The sequence below is a fragment of the Mesorhizobium carmichaelinearum genome (assembly GCF_900199455.1).
Classification (GTDB): Bacteria; Pseudomonadota; Alphaproteobacteria; order Rhizobiales; family Rhizobiaceae; genus Mesorhizobium; species Mesorhizobium carmichaelinearum.
In genome coordinates this window covers 602674-626693 of sequence record NZ_FZQR01000004.1, presented here as the reverse complement: position 1 = coordinate 626693, position 24020 = coordinate 602674, and the positions used below count along the sequence as shown (strand labels likewise).

Here is a 24020-nt window from a genome sequence, read left to right as displayed (position 1 = left end):
GGCGATGTGTTCTTGCTCACGGGCCCCGCCAATCCAGCTTGCAGATTTCGGCCGAGCGGCCTGCAAAATTCCAGTTGCGGCCAAAGGCGCGCATCTTGCTCTTCTCGGACTTGGCCACGATGATCTCCGGCGCGATCCAGTATTCCGAATTCGTGATCACCGTATCCTTCTCGCGATCCCTGCCCGCGATTGGCGTAACCGCCCCATCGATGATCTTCGGTATCTGGAAGATACGCGTCTTGTCGCGCGTCTCATAGGTGATCGGCACCTGTTCGACACCCAGGAATTTTCCGACCAGGATCGACAGCAGCGATGTGGTTCCGCCCGCCTTGCCGGTGAAGATCTTCGTCAATGCCTTGACCGCGTAGACCGAGGCGCGTTTGTCGATGAACAGGCCCGCAGTCCAGTTGCCGCGGCTCATGTAGCCGGGGATTTCCATGATCAGTCCGAGGTTGAGGCCGGAGAGGTCGACCTCGCCGAAATGGCCGGCATCGATACGGAAACCCGCCCAGGTCTGGCAGTAGCCTTCGGTCGGCGGGTGACTGCCGAGCGACAGCACGCAAGGGCAAAAAACCGTGCAATTGCAGGAGAGTACGAGCTCTCCTTTCATTGCCCAGCCCTGATCTGTCATTGAATTTCCCCCACTCACAGCGAGATTACTAGCAGGGCGGCTGCCCAGACAAGCAGTATCGCACCGGCCAGCCGGGTTGGAAGACTGCCTGTCGTTTGTTTTTCAATCAGGGTGAACAGGCCGATCAGCGCCATCCAGAAGATGTTCATCACGCCGACGGCGAACATCACCAGCATCAGCGCCCAGCAGCAGCCGAGGCACCAGATGCCTTGCACGACACCGAGTCGGAAGACGCGGATTGGTTTGGCACTCCAGTTCGAAAACAGGGTCGAGAACGGGTTGCGGCACTTCTTCAGGCAGGCCTGCTTGAGGCCGCTGAACTGGTAGAGGCCGGCAACCAGCAAGGCGAGCGCGCCGGCAATGCCAAGGAGTGGGTCGTAGATTTCGCCGGACTCAGCGAATGCGTGCACGCCCAGTGTCAGCGCGGAAAACAGCATCGAAGCGGCGAGCCAGACGCCGAGATAGCCGGCAACCAGCACCAGCGGATGGACGACCGGCTCGCCCTTGATCCGGGCGGTATCGGCGATCTCGCAATAGGTGCGGATCATCGGCGCCGCGGACGGCAGCATCGCGGCGATCGCCATCAGGAACCACATCGCGATGAGCGCGAGGGCGCGCCAACCGAGGCTTGCGTCCAGAGGCACCGGCGACAGGCAAAGCGCGAAGAACCGCTCCAGGAAATCAGGCAGCGGCAACTGCGGCAGGCCACGCAGCAGCGTGTCGCCCGGCACGCTGCCTCTTGCCTCTGCACCGCGAATCGCCATCGCGGCCAACAACAGCCAGGCGAGCAGAATGCTCGCGCCGACGACGATATTGACCGTCAAGCGCGGGTTGCGCGCGATGTGAGCCGCGGCGCGGCCAGCGCGGTCGAGATGGCTGAAATCGTCCTGATGGCCGGTCATGACACCCGAATGGGCCGAATCGCCGCGTTGATCAAGCTGCATGAACTGCCCTATATGCTGCTCAACTGGCAGGTCTGGTGGGCCCGCCTCGCATCGCAAGCCGGAAGCCGACCTTGGAGCATCAGGAAACAGCGCCGATACTGATTGCCGGCACCGGGCCGGCAGGGCTGATTGCGGCGCTGGCTTTCGCCGATGCCGGCTTCCCGGTGACGCTGGTCGGGCCTGAGGCGTCGGCCCCCGACGGCCGCACCACGGCGCTGATGAACCCTGCTCTGAAAGTGCTTGAGCGGCTTGGTGTCCTCGAAGACATCAAGCCCAAGGCCGCGCCCTTGAAAGTCATGCGCATTGTCGATGCGACCAGCCGGCTGATCCGCAGTCCTGTCGTCACCTTCCGCGCCAGCGAGATCGACGAGGACCAATTCGGGCTGAACCTGCCCAACGCCGTCTTTGGCCCGGCGCTTGCCGGCAAGGTGGCCGCGCATTCCGGGATCGAATGGCGCAGGTCGATGGTCAAGACCTGGCGTCTCGATGCCGACAAGGCTTATGCCACCCTTGCCGACGGCAGCGAGATTGGCGCATCGCTGGCGGTCGCCGCAGACGGACGCCAATCGCCTGCCCGCGAGGCGGCGGGCATTTCGACCGGTTCGCGCGCCTATCCGCAGGCCGCGCTCGTGCTCAATTTCGGCCATAGAAGCGAGCATGCCTTCACCTCGACCGAGTTCCACACCGAGACGGGTCCGTTCACACAGGTTCCGTTGCCCGGCAATCGCTCGAGCCTCGTCTGGGTGGTGAAGCCCGAGACCGCCAACGAGCTTGCCGCTCTGGATGATGCAGCGCTCTCGCTACGGGTCGAGCAGCAGATGCAGTCGATGCTGGGCCGGGTGACGGTGGAGCCGGGCCGCCAGATCTATCCGCTTTCGACCGTAACGCCCCTGCGTTTTGCGCGAGACAGGGTGGCGCTCGTCGGCGAAGCCGCGCATGTGTTCCCGCCGATCGGTGCGCAAGGCCTCAACCTTGGTATCAGGGATATCGACGATCTGGTTGGAATTGCGAATGAAAATCGTGGCGACCCCGGTGCGGCCAAGGCCCTTGCCGCCTACGATTTCAAGCGCCGGCCCGACATCCTGGCGCGCAGCAGCGCGGTCAATCTGCTCAACATGTCGCTGCTTTCCGACATGCTGCCGGCGCAGATGGCGCGTGGCGCCGGTCTAAGCGTACTCGGCGGCTTTACACCGCTCCGCGCCTTCTTCATGCGCGAAGGGCTTCGTCCCGGCAGCGGTTTTTCGGCACTTGTGGGTGGCCTGCGAAAACCAATGCGGCAGCAGTAGCGATCTTGCGGATTTTATCGCGGCATCGCGGCACCAATCAAAAACCTTTGCTCCGCATTTTGCGTAGCTTGAAGGCGCTTAGACGCTTCGGGATTGAATTGACTCGGAGTCTGCGCCAAATAAAGTCAAGGAATTCAGTGGTGAGTACGATGAAAACGGCCAAATTCGCGATCGGGCAGGTGGTTCGCCACCGGCTGTTTCCGTTTCGAGGCATCATTTTCGACGTCGATCCGCAATTCGCCAACACCGACGAATGGTACGAAGCCATCCCCGCCGACGTGCGGCCGCGCAAGGATCAGCCGTTCTACCACCTGCTCGCCGAGAATTCGGAAACAGAATACATCGCCTATGTGTCGGAGCAGAATCTGCTTGAGGATCGGTCGGGCGAGCCAGTCCGCCACCCGCAGATCCAGGAGATGTTCGACAAGAAGCCGGACGGGCGCTACGAGCCGAAACGTCAGTCAAGGCACTGAGTTTCCGGCTACCGTCAGGAAATCCAGTCATGGTCTGGAACGAAAAAAGCGGGGCATGACCCCGCTTTTTCTTTGACTGGTGGGTGGCCCGAGCCGGCGATCAGTTGGCGGTCTTGGCCTTGTCCTGCTCGTCCTTGAGCTTCTTGGCGAAGTCCTGGTTGTTCTTGGCGACGAAGTCCTGGAGCTTCTTCTGCCGGTCCTCGATGTCCGACTGCTGCAGCGGCGGGCCGTCATAGGCGCCGCTGAAGCCCTGGAGCGCGATCTTGATCGGGTTGGCCTGGTTCTGGAAATTGATCGAGGTCAGCGTGATCCCCTGACCCTTCTTGAACGAGGCGACGAGCTGGTCGGTCAGCGGCACTTCGGCCACGCAACGATCCGGGAAGCAGATGACATAGTCGAGCTTTACGGCCTTACCGGTATCGATTTGCAGGCCGATGCCGGGAGGCACCAGGCGGCCGGTCGGGACCGTCACCTGAAACACCTTGCGGTTCACCTTGCCCTTGAGTTCGATCAGGCTGACACCGGTGACGAGCTGGCCGTTGCCGGCAGTGACGATGTTCTGGACGTTGCAGATGTCGACGTCTTCCTGCTTGGTGCAGGCCTTGAACCAGCCCTGTGGAATCTGTTGCTGCTGCTGTGCGGAAGCAGAGGGAAGTCCTGCGCCCAGAAAGCCGACCACGCCCGCGGCCATGACCGAAAGGCGGTATGCGTTGCTGTTCAGGCTCGTCATGTCGTGCACTTCCTCTCAAATGATCCCGGAACCGGCTTCTCTGCGCCGTGTGGTCCAGCTACCTGTTGCCGAAATGAGGCAACAGAATGACTTCGGACGGCGTGTTACACTGCAAGCGGTGCCGAATCCAGCCCGCTCACTTGTAATTCTTGATGACGCCATTGGCCGGCACGCAGCCGCCTCATGCTAGGGTGCGCACCGAATCATCAAGCCGACCTGTTAAGGAGACGGTCATGGGCCGCGTTCTTGTTTGGCTGATCACCGCGATATCGCTTTTTACCCTTTCGCTGCGGCCGGCCATGTCGGAACCGAAGCATGCCATCGCCATGCAGGGCGAGCCGGCACTGCCGCCCGACTATGCCCATTTCGACTACGTCAATCCCGATGCGCCGAAGGGCGGCAACATCACCTATTGTGTTGTCGGCAGCTTCGACAACCTCAACCCTTTCATCCTGAAAAGCCTGCGCACGACGGCGCGCGGCATGATGGATCTGACCTACGGCAACCTCGTTTTCGAGCCGTTGATGCAGCGCAATTACGACGAGGCCTTCAGTCTCTACGGCCTGCTCGCTGACAGCGCGAACATGGATTCCGAGCGCAAGTCGATCGAATTCCACCTCAACCCCAATGCAAAGTGGTCAGACGGCGAGCCGGTGACGCCGGACGATGTGCTGTTCACCTACGATGTCTTCACCGACAAGGGCCGCCCGCCCTACAACGCACGCATGAGCCTGATCGCCAAGCTCGAAAAGACCGGTGATCACAGCGTGCGCTTCACCTTCAATGACAAGGCCAATCGTGAAACGCCCCTGATCATCGCGCTGACGCCGATCCTGCCGAAACACGCCTTTGACAAGGAGACTTTCGACAAGACGACGCTGAAGCCGCTGATTGGCAGTGGACCTTATACCATTGCCCAGGTGGCGCCGGGCCAGCGCATCGTGTTCAAGCGCAACCCCGATTATTGGGGCAAGGATGTCCCGGCCAAGCGCGGCTTCGATAATTACGACCAGATCACCATCGAGTATTTCCTCAACGCCAACGCCAAGCTCGAGGCTTTCAAGAAAGGCCTCTGCGCTATCGATGACGACGGCGATCCGGTCAAACGGGAGCGCGATCTGGATTTCCCGGCCTTCCACCGGGGAGAGGTGGTTTCTGAAACCTTTGACACCGGCATTCCGCCCGTGGTGACCGGCTTCCTGTTCAACACGCGGCTGCCGAAATTCTCCAATCCGGTGGTTCGGCGGGCGCTCGGCATGCTTTACGACTTCGAATGGGCCAACAAGAACCTGTTCGGCGGCAAATACACGCGCACGATGAGCTATTGGCAGAACTCCGAGCTTTCCGCGCTCGGCCATCCGGCCGACGACAGGGAAAAGGCGTTGCTCGCCCCCTACCCCGGCCGTGTGCCGCCCGACGTCATGGACGGTACCTGGAAACCGCCGGTGACCGACGGTTCGGGCCAGGACCGCAAGGTGTTGAAGACAGCTTTCGATCTCCTGAAAAGCATCGGTTACCACGTGCAGGACGGTACGATGCTCGATCCCGACGGCAAACCTTTCGGATTCGAGATCCTGACTGCCTCGCAAGATGAGGAGCGCCTGGCCGGCATCTATCAGCGCACATTGGAGAAGATCGGCATCAACGTCAGCATCCGTAGCCTCGACGGCGACCAGATCCAGTCGCGCAAGCAGCGCTTCGATTTCGAGGCTCTGATCGGCTCCAGCGGCTTCAACAATTCACTGTCGCCAGGCTTCGAACAGCTCGGACGCTGGAGCTCCGAGGCGGCCAGGGCCGAAGGTTCGTTCAATCTCGCCGGTGTTGCCGACCCGGCGATCGATGCCGCGATCGACGCGATGCTGCGCGCCCGCTCGAAGGAAGACTATGTCGCCGCCGTTCGCGTCCTCGACCGGCTGCTGATCTCGGGCAACTATATGGTGCCGATGCAGTACAACACGCAGCAGTGGCTTGCGTACTGGAATTATCTGGAACATCCGCAGAAGACGCCCATATTCGGTTATCAGCTGCCGACCTGGTGGCGCAAACCGAACTGACAATCCGGAGATCGAGATGAGCGAAGCGAACGCCATTACTGTCGATGTGGTGTCGGACGTCGTCTGTCCGTGGTGTTTCATTGGCCAGAAGCGGCTGGACAGAGCGGTTGCCGCGGCCGGCGATGTCGATGTGCACATACGCTGGCGGCCGTTCCAGCTCGATCCGACCATTCCGCCGCAAGGCAAGGACCGCCGGGAGTATATGCTGGCCAAGTTCGGCAGCGAAGAGCGCATTCGCGAGATCCATGCCCGCATCGAGCCGCTTGGCGAGGCGGAGGGCATTTCCTTTGCTTTCGATGCCATCAAGGTGGCGCCGAACACGCTGGATGCGCACCGCCTGATCCGCTGGGCGGGTGCTGCCGGCGAAGCCGTGCAGAACAGGCTGGTCCGTCGCCTGTTCCAGCTGAATTTCGAGGAAGGCGTCAACATCGGCGACCATGCCGTGTTGGTCGAAGCCGCCCGCGAGGCCGGTATGGATGCGTCCGTGGTGGCCACGCTCTTGCCGACCGACGCCGATGTCGAAGCGGTGCGCACGGAGATCGCCACGGCATCACGCATGGGCATATCAGGCGTGCCGTGTTTTCTGCTTGAAGGCAAATATGCCGTGATGGGCGCTCAGGACGCCGACACGCTGGCTGATGCCATCCGCCAGGTGGCGGCGGCCAAGGCCCGGGGCGAGCTGGACAAAGTCGGCTGAGGCAGGTTCCTACAAAGGCAGGCGTTACTTCACCGTCGCCTTCGCCTTGCTGATAAAAAATCCGTGGCCATTTGTGGCGGTGCAGGTCAGTCCCTTGGTCGATGACTGGCAGAAGAAGGGCCCAGCGCTCCAGCTGTTGCCATAGGCGAGCCTTGTGACGTCGCTGCAGCAAGGCTGTTCGCCTGGATTCTTGATCAGCGTTGCTGGCCCCTTGGGGCCGAGGATGATGGTGATGTAGCTCGGCTCGACGCGCGAGCAGCTCAGTTCCGGGCCGCCATCCTGTGGCTCATAGGTGCTGGTGCCGCCTTTCGGCGTGTAGATGCAGCCAATGTTATCGGATGGCGTGTTGAATTCGATCTGGCCCTCGGCGCTGGCCGGGATGCTCTGTTCGGCGGCATGCGCCAAAGGGAGGGGTAGCCAGGCCACCAGGACGAAAGCTGCGGTTGCGCGTGTGAGCATGAGGAAGCTTCCCTGTTGGACAATCCTGGGTGTCGACAACGCCCCGGAAGGTTCAATCCCGGACGCGGGAATTGTCAAAGCAGATATCAATGACGGCACGTTTTCGGGAATTTTCGTTAGCCCGCAATGAAAGTTCGGTCGGCCGGACAAGCCAAAATGAGTCACGAAATCGTGTGAATACCTTCCCTTAGGGAAAGTATGCACCCCCGGCATCGTCATCCGGTAACAATTTGATATTATTGCGTTTAATAGCTTTTCCGCCGACTTCCGCGCGACGCTTGGAAAGCCTTTTCTGTTGCCTTGCGGACACGGCTGGAACTTCAATCTCGCTGCCCCCCTACAAAAATTAATGGAAAATGATCAATTGGTGTTACTATCCGTAACAAAACAAAAAAGGTTTGGGCGGGATCGTGATTCGGATCGGCAGACGATCGCAAGAGTCAGTACCGGATGGACTACACCGCGGCGCCGCAGGGCGGTCGCATTTGACGCCGGTATCCTCGATGCGCAGTTTCTGGGGGGTGATGCGGGCCTACTGGGTCTCGGATCGCTGGAAGGAAGCCTGGACACTCACCATTGTCATCGCCCTGCTAACGGCGCTTTCCAGCAAGGCCGGCGTCTGGTTTGCCTTGGCTTTGGGCGAGTTGGGCAATTCGATTGCCTTCTTCCACGATGCCGCCAACACCAGCCCGCTGCGCGCAATTCTGACCAATGCCGGCATATTGGTGGTGCTGGTCGTGCTCAAGGATGCCGGCTTCACCGGCGTGCGCGGTCTTGTCTCCGCAACGTTGCACCGCAAATGGCGTGGCTGGCTGAACAGCCAGTTCAACCAGGCTCTGCTCGACGGCAATCATACCCATTTCCATGCCCAGCATGGTTCGGCGGCCGGCGGCATCGTGGCTCCCGACAACATCGACCAGCGCATCCAGGAATCCATCAAGGACATGACCGGCGGGGCGATCGGTCTTGCCATGGGCGTCCTGGGTGTCGCGACCTCGCTCTATTTTATCGGCGAAAATCTGATCGGATCCTCGGTCGAGGTTAAAGGGCTGGAGTTCCTCGGCAGTTATGGCAGCGCAGTGCTGGCTTTCCTCGCCGTCGCCATCTACGTGCCGCTGAACACCTGGATCGCGGTCAGGCTTGGGCGCCTGCTCGAGCGGCTCAATATCCGCATGCAGCAGGCCGAGGGCAGTTACCGCAGTGAACTGACGACATTCCTGCGCCGCAGCTTCCATGTCGCCGCCTCGCATGGCGAGGACGTGCAAAAGTCGATGCACGACAAGCTCTATGTCGATATCGACAAAACCTGGGGCCGGCTCAATGTCGTCAACAACAGCTATACCTCGTTCGAGCTGATCTACAATTTCATCGGCGCCCGGATCGTCGCCTATGGTCCCGGTCTCGTGTCGTTCATCCACAACCGCCTGGACTACAAAGGCTACATAACCGGCTCTGAAATGGTCGCCCAGCTGATCAGCCAGTGCTCGTGGTTCATCCATGTCATGCCGGCCATTGCGACGCTGCGTGCCAACAGCCAGCGTGTCACCGAGCTGGCGAATGCGATCGAGAATGTTCAGCACCCGCAAGCGTTCTACAGCCAGACCGGCCGTTCCGACTTCCACTATGCCAGCCAGAATCCGGTTTTTGGCCTGACCATCCAGAAGCTCGAACTGGCGCATCAGGGCGAGGACGCTACACCTTTCCTCAGCGCCGCCAATTTGCGCTTCCGGCGCGGCGAGTGGACCTTCCTGAAAGGCGAATCCGGTTGCGGCAAGACTTCGCTGATCAAGGCGATCAACGGTCTCTGGCCGTACGGCCACGGCACCATCGTCTTCCCTGACGGGGTGAAGAGTTTTTATGCCGCCCAGGAGGTCAAGCTCCCGCAAGTGTCGCTGAAACAGCTGGTCTGCCTGCCGGGCTCCGAACATGACCATGGCGACGCCCAGGTCGCGTCCGCGCTGCACAAGGCTGGGCTCGGCGACTTCATCGAACAAATGGCCAATGAGAGCCGCGAGGGCAAAAGCTGGGATCAGGTTTTGTCGGGCGGCCAGAAGCAGAAGCTGGTGGTGGCCCGCATCATCCTGCAGCAGCCGGGATTGCTGTTCCTCGACGAGGCGACCGGCGCCCTCGACCCGGAGGGCAAGATTGCCTTCCATCAGGCGATCAAGGACAACTGCCCCGATGTCACGGTGATCAGCGTCATGCACGAAGCGGTGGCGCCGAGATCAGCTGCCGGCACCGAGTTTTACCACTCGATCGTCCTAATCGCCGACGGCGTCGCCACCAAGAAACCGCTGACTCCAACCCTGCCCGTCGAACTCACCACGATCCTGGCGCAGCCACGGCCGGTCGAGGACAAATGGCTGCGTTTCTCGCGTCGGCTGAAGCAGAAATAACCGTGATTTCACCGCGACTTGCCGCATCTGGCGGCAGTCGGCGATCACAGTATCGCGATCGGAGCCGTCAGGCGCCGTTTTCCTCACTCACCACGATTGACTCGGCAAGATGCACTCCTATGTTGCGCCGGCTTGCCGATAGTCAAACGCGAACCCGCAAGCGGAAAGGTCACCGCGCCATGCCTGGCGACAGTATTAGTCGAACGCAACCGCCGTCCGCCTAGACGTGACCTGAATGGTTCATGTCCTGCCGGACGGCAAGGAGTGAGCCATGAACGATTTTTCTCCCGTAGCGGACGACGAGGCCGTCGCCATCGCCCGCATCCTTGCAAACGACCATGTCGCCGACGTGGTCGAGGCGCTCAACCGTGAATCGCGCGAAACCGCGACGGATCTGCTTTGCGCGGTCCCCTTCGAGCGGCTGGTCGAGATTTTCGATCAGCCTGAACTCGAAGCTGCACCCGAACTCGCGGAGGCCCTGCCCCGCCCCAAGGCAAGCAAGCTGCTCACCGCCATGTCGGTCGACCGTGCGGCCGACATCCTGCGCGAGCTCGACGAGCCGGCACGCTCCGAATTGCTCGGAGCGCTGGCGCCGCCGTTGCGCGCGACCCTGCTGTCGATCCTGGGTTATCCCGAAGGCAGCGCCGCATCGATCATGACGACGGAGTTCGTCAGCGTTCCCTCGGACTGGACCGTCGGGCGCACGCTCGATTACATCCGCAGGGTCGAGCGGACGCGCGAAACCGTCTACGCGATCTACATCGTCGATCCGCAAACACACCTGCTGGTGCGCTCAACCGGCCTGCGCCGGCTCATCACCGGTGAACCGGACGACCCGATCCTGTCGGTAGCGCCGGACCGCGTTCCGGTCACGGTCACGCCGCTGACCGATCGTGAAACCCTGGCGCAGACGATCTCCAAATACGATCTGCTCGCCGTCCCGGTCGTCGACCACGGCAAGATCCTCGGCATCGTCACCATCGACGACATCATCGATACGATGATCGAGGAGACGACGGAGGACGTGCACCGCTTCGGCGGCATGGAGGCGCTCGACGAGCCCTATATGAAGATGAGCTTCCTCTCGATGATCAAGAAACGAGGCGGCTGGCTGTGCGCGCTGTTCATCAGCGAAATGCTGACCGCCAACGCCATGCAGAGCTACGAGGGCGAGCTGGAGAAGGCCATCGTGCTGACGCTCTTTATCCCGCTGATCATGAGCTCCGGCGGCAATTCCGGCTCACAGGCGACCTCGCTGGTCATCCGTGCGCTGGCACTGCGCGAGATCGGCCTGCGTGACTGGTGGCGGGTGGCGTTGCGCGAACTGCCCACCGGTCTCGTGCTGGGCGCCATGCTCGGCGTGGTCGGCATCTGCCGTATCGCGCTCTGGCAGTATATGGGCTTCTACGACTATGGGCCGCATTGGCCGCTGATCGCCACGACGGTTGGCGCCGCACTGGTCGGCATCGTCACTTTTGGTTCCCTGTCGGGATCGATGCTGCCCTTTGCCCTGAAACGGATCGGTTTCGATCCTGCCAGTGCATCAGCGCCGTTTGTTGCCACCCTGGTCGATGTCACCGGGCTGGTGATCTACTTCTCGGTGGCGCTGGTCATCCTGCGCGGCACGCTGTTGTAGCGCATCACTGTCTCCGCCGCTGGCCATGCCCGCGGCGGGTTCCGTCCTTCGTGGAGTTGCCTCAGGCCTGCCTGCCATAGATGGCGTCGCGCAGTGCATCGGGAAAGGCGCCCATCATGCCGGCGATTGCCGTGTTGGTCAGCGCCACCACCGTCAGGTCCAACGCCGGATCCACGAACCAGGAATGGCCGTAGACGCCGCCCCAGCGCCAGGTGCCGGCGGTCTGCGGCGTCGATGCGGCGAGCGGGTCGCGCAGGACGCTGAAGCCGAGACCCCAGCCCCAGCCGGGCATGGTGGTTTCGAGGCCCGGTATCGCGTCCCCGGTCATGGCCGCTGCCGTTTCGGGGCGGATGACGGGCCCGCCGCCCGAACGCAGCGCCTCAAGCAGCTTGAGGACATCGCCGGCGGTGCCGTTCATACCGGTGCCGCCTGAGGCGAAGGAAGCAGGGTCGAAGACACGGCCGGGCGAGTATGAGATGAAACCGTCGCCAAAGGGCACGCGGTGATGTTCTCCCATCACGATGGCTTCGCCGGGCCCATCGGCGTAGGGCGTCGCCAGCCGGGACCGATCGCGCACGGCAAAGGCCGCGTCATGCATACCGAGCGGCTGGACGACCAGGCGATCGACCAGCTCCGGCAAGGAGGCGCCCGTGGCTCTCGCCATGGCCTCGCCCAGTACATCCATCGCCACCGAATAGCCCCAGCCCGTTCCTGGCACACAGGACAGTGGCACCGAGGCGATACGACGGAGATTCGCGGCCATGGAGAGGCCGGGCTGGTCGAGACCGTCGGAGACATCAGCGCGATGATAGGGCCCGTCTGCCGCCTGACGAAAACGGTAGTCCAGCCCGGCGGTGTGCGTCAGCAGATGACGGATGGTGATAACGGGTTCGCTGCCGTCCGCCAGCTTCGGCCGGAATTCCGGGATGAATTTTGCCAAGGGATCATCCAGGCCGATGTCACCGGCTTCGACAAGGGCAAGTGCTGCAGTCGCGACGACGGGTTTGGTGACCGACGCAAGCCGGAAGATTGCGTCCGGCGTCATCGGCCTCTTCGCTTCGCGGTCGGCCAGGCCGGCGGCGCGGCTGTAAAGGATTTCGCCGCGCCGGGCGACAAGGATCACGGCGCCGACGATGCGCCCTTCTTCGACGGCCCTGTCGATGACCAGGTCGACACGTCCGCCGAAGGCATGATCAAGCGGTGTGGAACTGGCTGTCACGGACATTGATTGCTCCCCTGGCAGCAAGCGCTGGCGGCTTGCGAAAAGTCAGACGCGCTGGCCGTCCTTCACGCGGTAGGTCGGCTTGTACATGGTGACGAGTTCTTCCGCGGCGGTCGGGTGCACGGCCATTGTGCGGTCGAAATCATCCTTGGTCAGGCCGGCCTTCAGCGGAATGCCGAGCAGCTGCGCCATTTCGCCGGCATCCGGCCCCAATATATGGGCGCCGAGCACTTTGCGAGAGGCGCCATCGACCACCAGCTTGATCAGCATCTTCTCGTCGCGGCCGGACAGCGTATGCCGCATCGGCCGGAAGCTGGCGCGGTAGATCTCGATATCGGCGAAACGCTTGACGGCCTCATCTTCCGACAGGCCGACCGTGCCGATTTCCGGTTGCGAGAAGACGGCGGTCGCGATCGTTTCGTGGTCGGGCGCGGTCGGGTTGCTCTTGAATGCCGTCTCGACGAAGCACATCGCTTCGTGGATCGCCACCGGTGTCAGCTGCACGCGGTTGGTGACGTCGCCGATCGCCCAGATGTTGTCGATGTTGGTGCGGGAATAGTCGTCGACCTTGACCGCGCCGGCCGGGGTCATCTCGATGCCGATGCCTTCCAGGCCCATATTCTCGGTGTTGGGAATACGCCCGATGGCCAGCATGACCTGGTCAACCGTCAGCGTTTGGCCGCTGGTCAGAACGGCGTCGAGCCGGCCGTCCGGCCGCTTGCGCACCTCTTCGCTCACCGCATGGCAGAGGATCTTGATTCCCTTCTTTTCCATGGTCTCGTGCAGCGTGCGGCGCAGATCCATGTCGAAACGGCTGAGGATCTCCTTGCCGCGATAGACCAGCGTGGTGTCGACGCCGAGACCGTGGAAGATGTTGGCAAACTCGACGGCGATGTAGCCGCCGCCCTCGATCATGATCGCCTTCGGCAGCTCCTTGAGGTCGAAAGCCTCGTTGGAGAAGATGCAGTGTTCGTGGCCGGGCAGTGCTGGATGCGCCGCCGGACGGCCGCCGGTGGCGATCAGAATCTGGTCGGCGGTGACGGTGCGGTCCTCGCCCAGAAGATGGATCACATGCGGGTCGACGATCATCGCCCGCGAATGGAAAGCCTCGCCGCCGGCGCCCTCGACATTCTTCTTGTAGATCGCCTCCAGCCGGCTGATCTCGCGATCCTTGTTGGCGACCAGTGTGCGCCAGTCGAAACTGGCTTCCGGCACCGTCCAGCCATAGCCCGCTGCGTCGGCAAAATGCTCCGGGAACTGCGAAGCGTAGACATAGAGCTTCTTCGGCACGCAGCCGCGGATGACGCAGGTGCCGCCAAAACGGTATTCCTCGGCGATGCCGACGCGCTTGCCGAGTGCCGCGGCGACGCGCGCCGCCCTCACCCCGCCCGAGCCGCCGCCGATGACGAAGAGATCGTAGTCGTAACCGGCCATGATGGGACTCCTGGAGAGGGAAAGTTCAAGCCAGAGGTAGGATGCAAAACGCCAAAAGAAAAGCCCGGACAAAGCCGGGCTTTCTGGTCCAGAGGCAGCTACGCCGCCTCGAAAAATGAAATCAGTTCTGCGTGCCGTCGGCAGGCGCCGAACCGTCGGCGGGCGCGGCGCCATCCGCCGGAGCCGCATCGTCGGCCGGAGCGGCACCATCAGCGGGCGCTGGCGCGGGCGCAGCCGGTGCCGCGGCCTTGGCAGCCGCTGCCAGCGTTTCGCCGACCTGCTGGGCGAGATCGCGGGCGACGCCGTTCTGCCAGATGTCGGCTGCCTTGACCAAATCACGTGTCACGGTCGGCCCGCTGTCGAGCAGCTTCTTGCCGGCGTCGGAGCTGTAGAAGGCCGCGATGTCGTTGAGGTCCTTTTCGGAAAACACCTTCGCATAGGCAAGGGCGGCTTCCTTCTCGAGATCGGCGCGGCGCGCGGCCAATGCCATCGCCTTCTCGCTGATCGTCTTGCCGATCAGTTCCTGCATGTCCGGGTTCTTCTGGATCAGCTGCGATTCGAGCGCTGCGGCCGCCTGCGGCAGGATGTTGTCGAACGGGTCGGTCGCATGGATCGCCGCGACCGCCGCCCGGGCGGCCTTCAGGTGCGATTCGGTGACGTCCTGCGAAAACGCCGGCGACGACAGGGCGAAAACGGCCGAAGCCGCCAGAACGACGCAAAGGCCGCGAACCCGGTTATGCAACATCATGATCGGTAGAACTCCCTGGTTTTCGGGCGGCATGGACGGTTTGGATGCCGTCGCCGCCGGCGATGATGGCCGCTGACGCCAGCCCGATGAAAAGACCATGCTCGACCACGCCCGGAATGGCATGGAGAGCATTCGAAAGCGCTCTTGTATCCGGAATGCGGCCAAAAGATGCATCGAGGATAAAATGGCCGCCGTCTGTAACAAAAGCCTGGCCTCCCGTCATCCTCAATGTAATCGGACCGGAAAGGCCGAGATTTGCAGCCGCCGCGGCCACCGCGATCTCCGTGGCGCGCAGGCCGAACTGATTGACTTCGATCGGCAGCGGAAACCGGCCGAGCGTCTCGACCATCTTCGAGCGGTCGGCGATGACGATCATGCGCTGCGAGGCCGCGGCCACGATCTTCTCGCGCAGCAGCGCGCCGCCGCCGCCCTTGATCAGGGTCAGTTCCGGGTCGACCTCATCGGCGCCGTCGACGGTGAGATCGAGCTCGGGCGTTTCCTCCAGTGTCGACAATGGCACGCCAAGCTCGCGGCAAAGTGCTGCGGTGCGCTCCGAAGTCGGCACACCGATGACGGTCATGCCGGTGGCGACCTTGTCGGCGAGCAGCCGTACGAATTCCTCCGCCGTGGTGCCGGTGCCGATGCCGAGCCGCATGCCATCGGTGACATGGGCAAGGGCGGCCCGCGCGGCCTCGACCTTCAACTGTCTTGCATCCATGCCGCTTGCTGCCCCCTTATGCATGTCGCCCAAAAGTGACCTCGGTTTTGGGGAAACGACATGCATGAAACTGAGTGTTTCGGGCTCCTAGCATTTTCGCCGGTCGGGTCAAAGCCCTTGACCGTGGTCAAAGCCTTTGACCGTGGTCAAAGCCCTTGGGCGCCTGTCCACCGCTCTGCTTGCCTTGACGAGCCGCAGCCGCTATCGCCTGCCGATGCACAAACCTGCGCAGGATGGATCATGACTCGCCCGATCATCGTGTTCGACCTCGACGGAACGCTGGTTGATACGGCGCCGGACCTGCTCGACAGCCTCAACCACAGCTTGGCCGCCAGCGAACTCGCAGCCGTCGACGAGGCCGGCTTCAGGCGCTTCGTCGGCCATGGCGGACGCGTTATGATCGAGCGGGCGCATGCCGCCCAGCAGCGCTCGCTTGACGTCGCCGAGCACGACCGGCTGCTAAAACTGTTCCTCGATCACTACACCGACAACATTCCCGGCAAATCCCGCCCCTACCCCGGTGTCATTGAAGCGATCGCGCGTTTCGAGAAGGCGGGCTATCTCCTGGCCATCTGCACCAACAAATACGAAGCCAACTCGCTGGCGCTGATCGAAGCGCTCGGCCTGACCAGGCATTTCGCCGCCATCGCCGGCCAGGACACGTTCGCCTTCCGCAAGCCCGACCCGCGCCACCTGACCGAGACCATCAAGCTGGCCGGCGGCGATCCGCACCGCGCTCTGATGGTCGGCGATTCGCAAACCGACATCGACACCGCCAAGGCCGCTGGCATTCCGGTGGTGGCCGTCGATTTTGGCTACACCGACCGGCATGTCCGCGAATTCGAACCCTCGGCGGTGATTTCGCATTTCGACGCGCTGACCGTGGATCTGGCGGATAAGCTGATCAGCGCTGCGGGACACTAAACGGAAAGCGACGAGAAATTCCGTCGGGACGGCCCCGAAATGGCGCAGAATCCGATCTCTACAAGAACGCCAGACAGCGCCTTGACTTAACCGGCCGGCCTCCCTTATATCGCGGCTCGCTTGGCCTTCGGGCAACGAGCGGGCGATTAGCTCAGCGGGAGAGCACACCCTTCACACGGGTGGGGTCGCAGGTTCAATCCCTGCATCGCCCACCATTTTCCTTCCTGATTATGTTGGATGAATTGGCTTCTGCCAAAGCCTTCGAAAACTGGCACTGGGGCGTAACCCGAAACCTCGGCTCCAAATACAGAATCTTGGCCGGATGAACTCGACGCTACCAGGTTTCTCCACTGCGCCCCATTGGGTGGGGCGGAGTGGGGGTCGCGCAGCGACGGGCGCTGACAAATTGTGCCACATTTCCACACCCATCCACACGCGCTTGTCTCAAATAGGATAGAAGATTCAAGCGCTTACGGATGGTCGTCCGTAAATTATTGGTGCGGCGCGATTTCGAACCTGAATATTGGCAGGAGCGAAAGCCGAAAAGAATATAAGATTCAAAGTCTTATCAAAAACCGCTTCGAGACCCCCTTGCAGCAGAGTCACGAAAACCGCCACCAATAAGAAATCGGCAAGCGAATGATTCTCCATGAAATTTTTAATGGAGAACTCTGCCGATGCCCAAGCCCACCACAAAGAAGCCGCCACCATCCATTCCGCCCGAATGGAAGCCAACCGCGTACCTCGCGGCGCTGTATCTCATCGAGCGCATTATCGATCTAGGCATTGACCGTCTCCGCGGTCTCTTTTGATGTCTCGGCAGCGTTCACGGCCCTCGGGTTGCCGGGGCTGGGCCGGAAAGGCGTCGTCGCCTCCTTGGCTACCCGTTAAGAGGCTTCGACCTGGAGACCATAGCGAACCAATATCTGTCCATACTCATTAAGATGATAAGTGGTCCCACTTCGATCGGTATCGTCACCCTCGAACATGGCCAAACCATTGCCTGTCAGCAGGCCGACGGAAAAGAGGGCATCGGCCACAAGTCGATTTGTCGGGGACCCGGCCTGAAACCTAGGCAGGGTCTTAAGGTCTTCAACAAACGCCCTATCGACGATCTTGGCCACACGGAGTGCTTTGCCGAGAGGTAGATGTCCCATCGCGGCGGCTGCTATCAAACGGGCTACGATCGCAGGCTTTTCCACATCTTCCATTCGGTCAACTAGCAGCAGAATTTGCTCGCCAAACTCGGCTTTCTTACCATTTTTCTCTAAGTCAGCGACGAATGCTCTTCGTTTCTCAAGTGGGGTCTTATCAAACGTTTCGAGGAAGGCCGCTACCTTCTTTAGAAAGAGGTAGTCGCGAATAGCGATCCCAGCTCGCGCTATGCCGGTGATGGCACCAAAGAACGGAACACCGTCCAGAGCACCCGATGTAATGGCTGCATCAAGGCCGATATCGGCGGATGCTGACGCTATATCGACTAGCCTCTCGCTGGCAGCTGAATCCGAAAACGCAACGGGCACACTATTAGACCCTTCGCTCACGACATTCGCAGACATTGCAAATCCTCTAACGGATGTTCTCGATACCGAAAGGCTACCTATTGGACGGAAGCTAAGCTTCGGGAGGGCCTTTCGCCACTGTCTGCTCCTCTTTTGGTGACATAGCGGCACGGCGCTCGGCAAATATCTCGAGTCGGTCAAGTTGGCCGGAATTGAGGTAGTGGTGAATTGTACGATTGGACCCCGTCAAAATGGATAGGAAGCCATCAATGGCGGCATCAAAGTCAACCTTCTCCATGTCGTTGAAGATTGCGATCTGGAACACAGGCGTCTCCTCGGTTCCGTTGTTAATGAAATGACGGTCCATGAGAGAGCGCATGTTGTTATGAGCTTCGCAGCAAAGGCTATTGTATATGGAATAATAGAGGTCGTTCAAACCAGCCATCTCGAACCGTGTTTGAATGGTCAGTGGTCTACCTAGGCGCTCGAGCTCCCTCTTATGTTCCTCGTATCGAGCGGGTGCATCGCTTTCGATACTCGCCAAGAAGGGATTGGTGCCCTTCATGGCTTCCTGACAGACCAATTTGAATTGGTAATGATAGTGAGCCTGCATCTGATCTACGTAGACGGGATCGGATGCTAAGTTCAACAGGTCGACATGAGCCTCCAGGCATGTGCGCAAAATGGCCTCAACGCCTGCGGTGCGGCCAGAGTCTATGAGCGTCACGGCGCTGTCGATCTGCTCGATGATAGTGGCGTAAAGCGCCATAATCAGGCGCTGAATCGCATTGCCGCGATTGAATTCGGTTACCTTGAGCGCTTCAATTGTTGCGGCAAGCTGTTCTTTTAACAGCTGATACATGTACTTCGCCCCCCGATAGCGGCGCCCTATCAGCGGCGCCTCCTCTAAAAATGCTTTCCGTTCAGTCGCAGTAATTCACTGCTCTCGCGGCTTCGCTGTACCAATCTTGGTTAGCTTGGAGGTGCCGTGGGACAAGCCGAGGACGTCGATCTGAACGCCGCACACCAAGCCGGCACAACTAACAACTACAGCTCGCCCCTTCCCCACCAAAATTCTTCTGGGCGAAATTCAAGGCGCTGCTGTAGCTCGTGTAGCTCTGGAACTGGCAGACGTTGGAGCCATTCCGCACCTTCATCTGCTCGAGGTCCCAGAACGACACTTCGATGCGGTCATCGGCGCAGTAGACCGTGTAGCGTTCGGGTTCCAGCGCCCTGGCTTTCGGCACGGGCATGGAAACGGCCGGGATGGAAAGTACTGACAATGCAACCATGACGACGTGACGCGTGCGCATATGGACCCCCAAATGAACCGCCAGCACTATGGCCACGATATTGAAGCGGTGCATCGTGGTTTTTTGGCGGATGTTTTTCCTTCCGGGTGACTGCAAATCGATGGACTGAATGGTCCCGCATTCCAGCTGCGGAACAAACCAGAGCGCCAGCGAGTTTCTGTCGACCGAAACTTGAGGGAAAGCCATGTCCAGATTGCTGCTGGTGACCAGCGTCGCCGTTCTTCTCGCCGCCGGGCCGGCCTTTGCCGCGGATGAAGCGCCTCTGCCGCCGCCCAATGCCAAGAAGCTGTCGGAAATCCTCGCCAAGGTCGAGCAGCGCGACGGCTTTCGCTACGTGAAAGAGGTCGACTGGGACAAGGACGCCTATGTCGTCACCTACTACACGTCGGACAAGGCAAAGGTCGAAATCACCTATGATCCGGTGACGGCCGAGCCCAAGTAAAAGCCGCAGGCAGACGATTCGACGGGCCTGCCCGTTTTCACCACGTGCCTCGATGGCCAATCTGATTGCCGTAAATTGTCCATCCTTGGCGTGTGATATGCACGTCATGGCGCGGGGCAGCGCCTTGGGCAATCCTGTGGGCTTGGGGGGCAGTCATGCGATTTTCCGTTCGAACCGTGCTTGTGCTTGCCATCATTCTGGCCGGCAGCATGCTTGCGGCACCTTCGGCACGCGCAGACGGGCCATCCTTCGACTGCGCCAAGGCAAGCCTGCCGGCGGAGAAGGCGATCTGCGCCGACCCGCAGTTGTCGGCCATCGATCAGCTGGTGGCCAAGGCCTACAAGGGGTTCGAGCCGGCCTTCGGCGGCGACAAGCGCAAGATCGCCCGCGGGCTGATCGCTGACCGCAATGCCTGCAAGAGCGATACCGCCTGCATCGTCAGCGCGCTGAACAACGCATTGCAGACCTATGGCAATGCGCCGTCCTGGGTGCAGGACTACAACATCGCGCTGATCGGCAAGAAGGCGCTGGATGCCGCCGCGAAGAACCCCGGCAACAAGGATCAGCCCCTGCCCTCCGCGGTCGGGCAATGCGCGTCCACCCACATCAAGACGCTGACCACGCGGCTTGGCGACGACCCGCTGGAAACCGCCCCGCCCGATGCCGGCAGCGCCGCCACCTTCACCAATGGCGGCGGGGCGGTCTCCTATGATCGCGAGCCTGGCCTGGCCGCCTCGAAGGTCGGCGAGCCGGTCGTCATGTGTCTGATCGCGATTCCCAGGGACTGCCCTAGGGATGACGACCGTGGCCGGGTCTATTATTCGCTGGACCTCGTCGCCAAGGGCAGCTGGGCCCTGCCGGACTCCGAGCATCTGTGCGGCGGCGCCTGATCGATCCTGCGTCGCGATCCACGAAGCCTGCCAAAGCGGCCGGCTCTATGCCTGCCCTTGCGCCGGATCGTCTTTGATGGCTGATTGGAACGGTTGACTGCGCCGCATGGGGGGATGGGCATGGCGACGGCGAAGTATGTAATGAAGCGCATCCTGATGATGCTGGCCGGCTATCTGGTCGCCGTATTGGTCGGCCTGGTCGCTGTCGTGGCGATCTATGCCGCGCTCAGTTCCCTGCCCAACGCGCCGGCCTATTTCGACATCATGGGCGTCAGCCCGATCGCGGCCTTGGTGGTGCCGCCGCTCGGCATGTTCGTCTATTTCCTGACGATTATCGTGACCGGGCTGCAGACGCTGATCTTCGCGCTGATCGCCGAGTTCTTCTCATTGCGCAATTTTTTGATGCATATGGTGTTCGGCGCCGCTGCCGCCGCCGGCGGCTTCTTCCTGATCTGGCCGGTTCCGGCGGAGGACATGGATCCGGAGCGATGGGCCGACATCGGCATCATTGCTGCCGCAGGCCTCGTCGCCGGATTGATCTACTGGCTGATCGCCGGCCGGGAGGCGGGTTTCCGCCGCCCGTTGTCGCAGCAATTCTAAACGATCAGCTCGACGGCGAACGCACCGCCTCGGTCGCATCCAGGGCCTGCTTCAGCCGCGAGTCACGGTCGTAGACGTCGCTGAAATACTCGACCTTGCCGGACATGTCGGGCCATGCGGTGAAGTAAGCGACATAGACCGGGATCTTGCGCGTCACATCTTCGGTCGAATGTCCGTGCTTCAGCTTCTCGGCGATGTAGTCGACCGAGGTGCCGAGCACCGCCGCTGCCATGCCGCGCGGATCCTGCAGGCGCACACAGCCATGGCTGAGCGCACGCATATCCTGCTTGAAGAATGATTTCTGCGGCGTGTCGTGCATGTAGATCGCGTGCTTGTTGGGGAACAGGATCTTCAGTTCGCCCAGCGCATTGGCCTCGCTCGGCTGCTGGCGCACGCTGTAGGGAATGTTGGCGCCATAAGCGCCCCAATTGACCGCCGACGACGGAATGCGCTTGCCGCGCGAATCCGTCACCTCGTAACCGGCGCGATCGAGATAGCCGGGATCGCTGCGCAATCTGGGCAGCATCTCGTTGACGATGATCGACTGCGGCACGCCCCAATAGGGGTGGAAGTCGACCTGCTTGATCTGGTCGTAGAAGAAAGCCGTCTGGTTGGTGACCCGGCCGACGACGACGCGCGTCTTCAGCTTCTCCTCGCCATTGTCGATGTAGCTGGCGGTGAACGCCGGCTGGTTGATGAAGACACGTGGGCTGCCGAGATCGGAGGGCAGCCAGCGCAGTTCCTCCAGCGCCACCTGCACCTTGAGCAGCTTGTCGGCCTTCGACGTGCCGGCCAGCAAGGCGACGGTGCGCGGACCGATGACGCCGTCGCCCTTCATGCCTTCCTTCACCTGCACCGCCTTGATGAGCGGCACCAGCTCGGGGACATAAACCTCGCTGGTCGCCAGCCGCGACAGCAGCTCGCCATAGGTGCCGCCCACGTCGTCATCGAGATTGCGCGCGATCAGCGACAGCAGTTTCGGCAGTTCGGGGCTGGTCTCGCCCGGCTTCAGCAGCAGCTTGGGATCGACGACGATTTCGTTCTCGGCACTGGCCTGCAGCGCTTCCAGCTCGACGCGCAGCGCCTGATATTCCGCATTCTGCGGATGCCGCGATTCGAGGTAAGTGCGCACTTCCTGCGTATGGGCCAGCGTCTTCAGCACGCCGACCATGTCGAGCGGCTTGGCCGGGAAATCATAGTAGCCGGTCATCCGGTTGGGCTCGACGCGGCCGTTCTGGGCATCATGGGCGTAGCGCAAGACGCGCGCCGACAGCGCCATCTCGAAGCGCACGAGTTCCCTGAGCTTGGCCGCGTCGTCCGTTGAGGCTGAATTGGCGGCCGGCACATCGACCGTGTAGTCGGCGGGCGTGAGCCCATAGCTTGCGGCCTCGCCCAGCACCCGCACCGCATCCTGGGCGCGGCTGTTGAGGCTGGTGCCGTTCAACCAGATGAAGTCCGGATTGGCCGAATAGTAGGCGATCAGCGCCTTGGCGATATCGGGTTCGGCATAGAGCTCGTAGTCGCTCAAGCTGGCAATTGCGTCGTGGAAAGCGGCTCCGGTGGCCGATGGAACGAACGCGGCGTCCTGCGCCGCCGCGGGCTGCGGTGCCGCGGTCAACGCCGAGAAGTCGACGCGCACAAGTTTGTCGGCCTTGTAGGTGTAGTAGGATGGGCCGCTGATCTTCACGCCACCACCACCGCCACCGGCCGGGGCCTTGGGTCTGTGCTTTGGGGGCGGAGGCGGAAACTCGCCCTGCGGCTCATGCCTGATGCCGCCGCCAAACAGCATGTCGAACAGCCCTTGGGCGCCGGCCTGAGGCGCACCCAGGGCGAGCGTTACCGCGATCGCCACAAGCGGCATCGCGGTTGCTTTTTTACCGAGAAATTTCATGGATCACCCGCTCCGGCCGCAACCGGTTCCCGTTCCGCACGCAAGACCGTCTCGCCCACCGCATGGCGGATGTAAGGCGCGACTATACCGATTCATACCGATTTCGTTAAGCTTTCATAAATTTCGGAAAGCCTGTTGCAGAACGGTTTCACAACATCGTGACGGCTGGAGCGCGGGTGTTTCGCTCCAGCCCAAGCACTCCATGAAAATCAGGCGTTGGCACCACCATCGATGGTCAATGCGGCGCCGGTGACAAAACGTCCCTCCGGGCCGGCAAGCCAGGCAACCATGCCGGCGATGTCGTCGGCCTTGCCGAATCGCGGCGTTGCCATCTTCTGGCGTTGGTGTTCGGCATGCGGTCCGTCCGCCGGGTTCATGTCGGTGTCGGTCGAGCCGGGATGGACGACATTGGCGGTGATGCCGCGCGGACCGAGGTCACGTGCGAGAGCCTTGGTCAAACCGACCAGCGCCGCCTTGCTGGTGGAATAGGCGCCGAGGCTGGCGTCGGTGACGCGTTCGGCGAGATTGCTGCCGATCGAGATGATCCTGCCGCCCTCGCCCAAGTGCCTTGCCGCCGCCTTCGAGGCGATGAACGGGGCTCTCAGATTGACCGACATGGTCTCGTCGAAGTCGGCTAACGACAATGTGTCGATGGGTGCCGCGCGCCAGATGCCGGCACTGTTGACCAGGATATCGAGCCGTCCGAATGCCGCGACGGCGTCATCGACGGCCTTGTCTATCGCCTCGGCATCGCGGTTGTCGGCTTTGATCGCGACGGCGCGGCCGCCCTTGGTCTCTATCTCGGCCACGACCGAGCGGGCCTGCTCCTCGCCATGCACATAGGTCAGGGCGACATCGGCGCCGTCAGTCGCGAGCCTTCGCGCGATCGCCGCTCCGATGCCGCGGCTGCCACCGGTGACGAGCGCCACTTTGCCGTTCAAATTTCTGGAAGACATTGGTTTCTCCATTTATGGTTTCTCCATTTATGTAGTGATTGATACATAAATACCTGTCAGGCTTGTCCAGCCGC

The 24020-nt window shown here is 61.5% G+C and carries 24 protein-coding genes and 1 tRNA gene; 11 read left to right on the top strand and 14 right to left on the bottom strand.

The window, feature by feature from the left end; all coding sequences use genetic code 11:
• Nucleotides 1–16: 16 nt before the first annotated feature.
• Nucleotides 17–631 (bottom strand): DUF1326 domain-containing protein, encoded by a 615-nt coding sequence (locus CKW40_RS12910; RefSeq protein WP_095200231.1) that lies wholly within the window; start codon nt 629–631, stop codon nt 17–19.
• A gap of 14 nt (nt 632–645) precedes the next feature.
• Complete coding sequence (locus CKW40_RS12905) at nt 646–1575, bottom strand: DUF2182 domain-containing protein (RefSeq protein WP_095200230.1); 930 nt, start codon at nt 1573–1575, stop codon at nt 646–648.
• Nucleotides 1576–1646: 71 nt separating this feature from the next.
• Here CKW40_RS12905 and CKW40_RS12900 point away from each other — a divergent pair, with 71 nt between their 5' ends.
• Nucleotides 1647–2861 (top strand): UbiH/UbiF family hydroxylase, encoded by a 1215-nt coding sequence (locus tag CKW40_RS12900; protein ID WP_095200229.1) that lies wholly within the window; start codon nt 1647–1649, stop codon nt 2859–2861.
• Between the two features lie 149 nt (nt 2862–3010).
• Nucleotides 3011–3334 carry a heat shock protein HspQ gene (hspQ, locus tag CKW40_RS12895; RefSeq protein ID WP_179297936.1) on the top strand — a complete coding sequence of 108 codons (324 nt, stop codon included), beginning with the start codon at nt 3011–3013 and terminating at the stop codon, nt 3332–3334.
• Between the two features lie 100 nt (nt 3335–3434).
• On the opposite strand, the gene CKW40_RS12890 is transcribed toward hspQ, so the two are convergent.
• Nucleotides 3435–4064, bottom strand: a complete 630-nt coding sequence (locus CKW40_RS12890) for an invasion associated locus B family protein (protein WP_027046833.1) — start codon at nt 4062–4064, stop codon at nt 3435–3437.
• Between the two features lie 233 nt (nt 4065–4297).
• Between CKW40_RS12890 and CKW40_RS12885 the strand changes: the two genes are divergently transcribed.
• A complete protein-coding gene (locus tag CKW40_RS12885) occupies nt 4298–6118 on the top strand; it encodes an extracellular solute-binding protein (RefSeq protein WP_095200227.1) in 1821 nt (606 codons plus the stop codon).
• A 16-nt stretch (nt 6119–6134) separates the two neighbouring features.
• The gene (locus CKW40_RS12880) at nt 6135–6815 is read left to right on the top strand and encodes a DsbA family oxidoreductase (RefSeq protein WP_095200226.1); all 681 of its coding nucleotides are present in this window, start codon (nt 6135–6137) and stop codon (nt 6813–6815) included.
• Nucleotides 6816–6839: 24 nt separating this feature from the next.
• Here CKW40_RS12880 and CKW40_RS12875 read toward each other — a convergent pair whose 3' ends face one another.
• Nucleotides 6840–7274, bottom strand: a complete 435-nt coding sequence (locus CKW40_RS12875) for a hypothetical protein (RefSeq protein WP_095200225.1) — start codon at nt 7272–7274, stop codon at nt 6840–6842.
• Nucleotides 7275–7777: 503 nt separating this feature from the next.
• Here CKW40_RS12875 and CKW40_RS12870 point away from each other — a divergent pair.
• Both CKW40_RS12870 and mgtE read left to right on the top strand, forming a co-directional pair.
• Nucleotides 7778–9670, top strand: a complete 1893-nt coding sequence (locus CKW40_RS12870; RefSeq protein ID WP_179297935.1) for an ABC transporter ATP-binding protein/permease — start codon at nt 7778–7780, stop codon at nt 9668–9670.
• A 271-nt stretch (nt 9671–9941) separates the two neighbouring features.
• The gene (gene mgtE, locus CKW40_RS12865; RefSeq protein WP_095200224.1) at nt 9942–11306 is read left to right on the top strand and encodes a magnesium transporter; all 1365 of its coding nucleotides are present in this window, start codon (nt 9942–9944) and stop codon (nt 11304–11306) included.
• A 61-nt stretch (nt 11307–11367) separates the two neighbouring features.
• On the opposite strand, the gene CKW40_RS12860 is transcribed toward mgtE, so the two are convergent.
• From CKW40_RS12860 to rpiA, 4 genes are all read right to left on the bottom strand, one after another.
• Nucleotides 11368–12531 (bottom strand): serine hydrolase domain-containing protein, encoded by a 1164-nt coding sequence (locus CKW40_RS12860; RefSeq protein ID WP_095200223.1) that lies wholly within the window; start codon nt 12529–12531, stop codon nt 11368–11370.
• Nucleotides 12532–12573: 42 nt separating this feature from the next.
• A complete protein-coding gene (gene gor, locus CKW40_RS12855) occupies nt 12574–13962 on the bottom strand; it encodes a glutathione-disulfide reductase (protein WP_095200222.1) in 1389 nt (462 codons plus the stop codon).
• A gap of 121 nt (nt 13963–14083) precedes the next feature.
• Nucleotides 14084–14710, bottom strand: coding sequence for a DUF2059 domain-containing protein (locus CKW40_RS12850; RefSeq protein WP_095200221.1), 627 nt, complete (start codon nt 14708–14710; stop codon nt 14084–14086).
• Nucleotides 14697–15428: a ribose-5-phosphate isomerase RpiA gene (gene rpiA, locus CKW40_RS12845; protein WP_095200220.1), complete on the bottom strand. Its 732-nt coding sequence runs from the start codon at nt 15426–15428 to the stop codon at nt 14697–14699. The genes CKW40_RS12850 and rpiA overlap by 14 nt, the downstream gene beginning before the upstream one ends.
• 240 nt (nt 15429–15668) lie before the next feature.
• Here rpiA and CKW40_RS12840 point away from each other — a divergent pair, with 240 nt between their 5' ends.
• Both CKW40_RS12840 and CKW40_RS12835 read left to right on the top strand, forming a co-directional pair.
• Nucleotides 15669–16352, top strand: a complete 684-nt coding sequence (locus CKW40_RS12840; RefSeq protein WP_095200219.1) for a phosphoglycolate phosphatase — start codon at nt 15669–15671, stop codon at nt 16350–16352.
• A gap of 140 nt (nt 16353–16492) precedes the next feature.
• A tRNA-Val gene (locus tag CKW40_RS12835) sits at nt 16493–16567 on the top strand.
• 247 nt (nt 16568–16814) lie between these two features.
• Here the strand turns inward: CKW40_RS12835 and CKW40_RS42870 are convergent.
• From CKW40_RS42870 to CKW40_RS12820, 4 genes are all read right to left on the bottom strand, one after another.
• Nucleotides 16815–17087 (bottom strand): hypothetical protein, encoded by a 273-nt coding sequence (locus tag CKW40_RS42870; RefSeq protein WP_179297934.1) that lies wholly within the window; start codon nt 17085–17087, stop codon nt 16815–16817.
• A 152-nt stretch (nt 17088–17239) separates the two neighbouring features.
• On the bottom strand, nt 17240–17911 hold the full coding sequence (locus tag CKW40_RS12830) for a hypothetical protein (protein WP_095200218.1): 672 nt from the start codon (nt 17909–17911) through the stop codon (nt 17240–17242).
• Between the two features lie 55 nt (nt 17912–17966).
• Nucleotides 17967–18716 (bottom strand): DUF5677 domain-containing protein, encoded by a 750-nt coding sequence (locus tag CKW40_RS12825; protein WP_095200217.1) that lies wholly within the window; start codon nt 18714–18716, stop codon nt 17967–17969.
• 178 nt (nt 18717–18894) lie between these two features.
• On the bottom strand, nt 18895–19353 hold the full coding sequence (locus CKW40_RS12820) for a hypothetical protein (RefSeq protein WP_095200216.1): 459 nt from the start codon (nt 19351–19353) through the stop codon (nt 18895–18897).
• On the opposite strand from CKW40_RS12820, the gene CKW40_RS12815 reads away from it, so the two are divergent.
• The 3 genes from CKW40_RS12815 (at nt 19352) to CKW40_RS12805 (ending at nt 21099) form a co-directional block, all read left to right on the top strand.
• A complete protein-coding gene (locus CKW40_RS12815; protein ID WP_095200215.1) occupies nt 19352–19609 on the top strand; it encodes a PepSY domain-containing protein in 258 nt (85 codons plus the stop codon). The genes CKW40_RS12820 and CKW40_RS12815 overlap by 2 nt on opposite strands.
• A 155-nt stretch (nt 19610–19764) precedes the next feature.
• Nucleotides 19765–20499, top strand: a complete 735-nt coding sequence (locus CKW40_RS12810) for a lysozyme inhibitor LprI family protein (RefSeq protein ID WP_244571169.1) — start codon at nt 19765–19767, stop codon at nt 20497–20499.
• A gap of 114 nt (nt 20500–20613) precedes the next feature.
• Nucleotides 20614–21099, top strand: coding sequence for a hypothetical protein (locus CKW40_RS12805; RefSeq protein WP_179297946.1), 486 nt, complete (start codon nt 20614–20616; stop codon nt 21097–21099).
• Between the two features lie 4 nt (nt 21100–21103).
• Here the strand turns inward: CKW40_RS12805 and CKW40_RS12800 are convergent, their stop codons facing one another.
• Entirely contained in the window at nt 21104–22990 is a 1887-nt protein-coding gene (locus tag CKW40_RS12800; protein WP_095200213.1) for a L,D-transpeptidase family protein, read from the bottom strand.
• A gap of 209 nt (nt 22991–23199) precedes the next feature.
• Nucleotides 23200–23946, bottom strand: a complete 747-nt coding sequence (locus CKW40_RS12795; protein WP_095200326.1) for a 3-oxoacyl-ACP reductase family protein — start codon at nt 23944–23946, stop codon at nt 23200–23202.
• Nucleotides 23947–24020: the final 74 nt, after the last annotated feature.

Excerpts from the sequence above, each read along its gene's own strand:
- mgtE (WP_095200224.1), top strand. The coding sequence starts at position 9,942 with ATGAACGATTTTTCTCCCGTAGCGGACGACGAGGCCGTCGCCATCGCC.
- CKW40_RS12800 (WP_095200213.1), bottom strand. The coding sequence starts at position 22,990 with ATGAAATTTCTCGGTAAAAAAGCAACCGCGATGCCGCTTGTGGCGATC.
- CKW40_RS12860 (WP_095200223.1), bottom strand. The coding sequence starts at position 12,531 with ATGTCCGTGACAGCCAGTTCCACACCGCTTGATCATGCCTTCGGCGGA.
- CKW40_RS12870 (WP_179297935.1), top strand. The coding sequence starts at position 7,778 with ATGCGCAGTTTCTGGGGGGTGATGCGGGCCTACTGGGTCTCGGATCGC.
- gor (WP_095200222.1), bottom strand. The coding sequence starts at position 13,962 with ATGGCCGGTTACGACTACGATCTCTTCGTCATCGGCGGCGGCTCGGGC.
- CKW40_RS12910 (WP_095200231.1), bottom strand. The coding sequence starts at position 631 with ATGACAGATCAGGGCTGGGCAATGAAAGGAGAGCTCGTACTCTCCTGC.
- CKW40_RS12815 (WP_095200215.1), top strand. The coding sequence starts at position 19,352 with ATGTCCAGATTGCTGCTGGTGACCAGCGTCGCCGTTCTTCTCGCCGCC.
- CKW40_RS12905 (WP_095200230.1), bottom strand. The coding sequence starts at position 1,575 with ATGCAGCTTGATCAACGCGGCGATTCGGCCCATTCGGGTGTCATGACC.
- CKW40_RS12890 (WP_027046833.1), bottom strand. The coding sequence starts at position 4,064 with ATGACGAGCCTGAACAGCAACGCATACCGCCTTTCGGTCATGGCCGCG.
- CKW40_RS12830 (WP_095200218.1), bottom strand. The coding sequence starts at position 17,911 with ATGTCTGCGAATGTCGTGAGCGAAGGGTCTAATAGTGTGCCCGTTGCG.
- CKW40_RS12810 (WP_244571169.1), top strand. The coding sequence starts at position 19,765 with ATGCGATTTTCCGTTCGAACCGTGCTTGTGCTTGCCATCATTCTGGCC.
- CKW40_RS12820 (WP_095200216.1), bottom strand. The coding sequence starts at position 19,353 with ATGGCTTTCCCTCAAGTTTCGGTCGACAGAAACTCGCTGGCGCTCTGG.
- CKW40_RS12875 (WP_095200225.1), bottom strand. The coding sequence starts at position 7,274 with ATGCTCACACGCGCAACCGCAGCTTTCGTCCTGGTGGCCTGGCTACCC.
- CKW40_RS12840 (WP_095200219.1), top strand. The coding sequence starts at position 15,669 with ATGACTCGCCCGATCATCGTGTTCGACCTCGACGGAACGCTGGTTGAT.
- CKW40_RS12885 (WP_095200227.1), top strand. The coding sequence starts at position 4,298 with ATGGGCCGCGTTCTTGTTTGGCTGATCACCGCGATATCGCTTTTTACC.
- CKW40_RS12795 (WP_095200326.1), bottom strand. The coding sequence starts at position 23,946 with ATGTCTTCCAGAAATTTGAACGGCAAAGTGGCGCTCGTCACCGGTGGC.
- rpiA (WP_095200220.1), bottom strand. The coding sequence starts at position 15,428 with ATGGATGCAAGACAGTTGAAGGTCGAGGCCGCGCGGGCCGCCCTTGCC.
- CKW40_RS12825 (WP_095200217.1), bottom strand. The coding sequence starts at position 18,716 with ATGTATCAGCTGTTAAAAGAACAGCTTGCCGCAACAATTGAAGCGCTC.
- CKW40_RS12805 (WP_179297946.1), top strand. The coding sequence starts at position 20,614 with ATGGGCATGGCGACGGCGAAGTATGTAATGAAGCGCATCCTGATGATG.
- CKW40_RS12850 (WP_095200221.1), bottom strand. The coding sequence starts at position 14,710 with ATGATGTTGCATAACCGGGTTCGCGGCCTTTGCGTCGTTCTGGCGGCT.
- hspQ (WP_179297936.1), top strand. The coding sequence starts at position 3,011 with ATGAAAACGGCCAAATTCGCGATCGGGCAGGTGGTTCGCCACCGGCTG.
- CKW40_RS12880 (WP_095200226.1), top strand. The coding sequence starts at position 6,135 with ATGAGCGAAGCGAACGCCATTACTGTCGATGTGGTGTCGGACGTCGTC.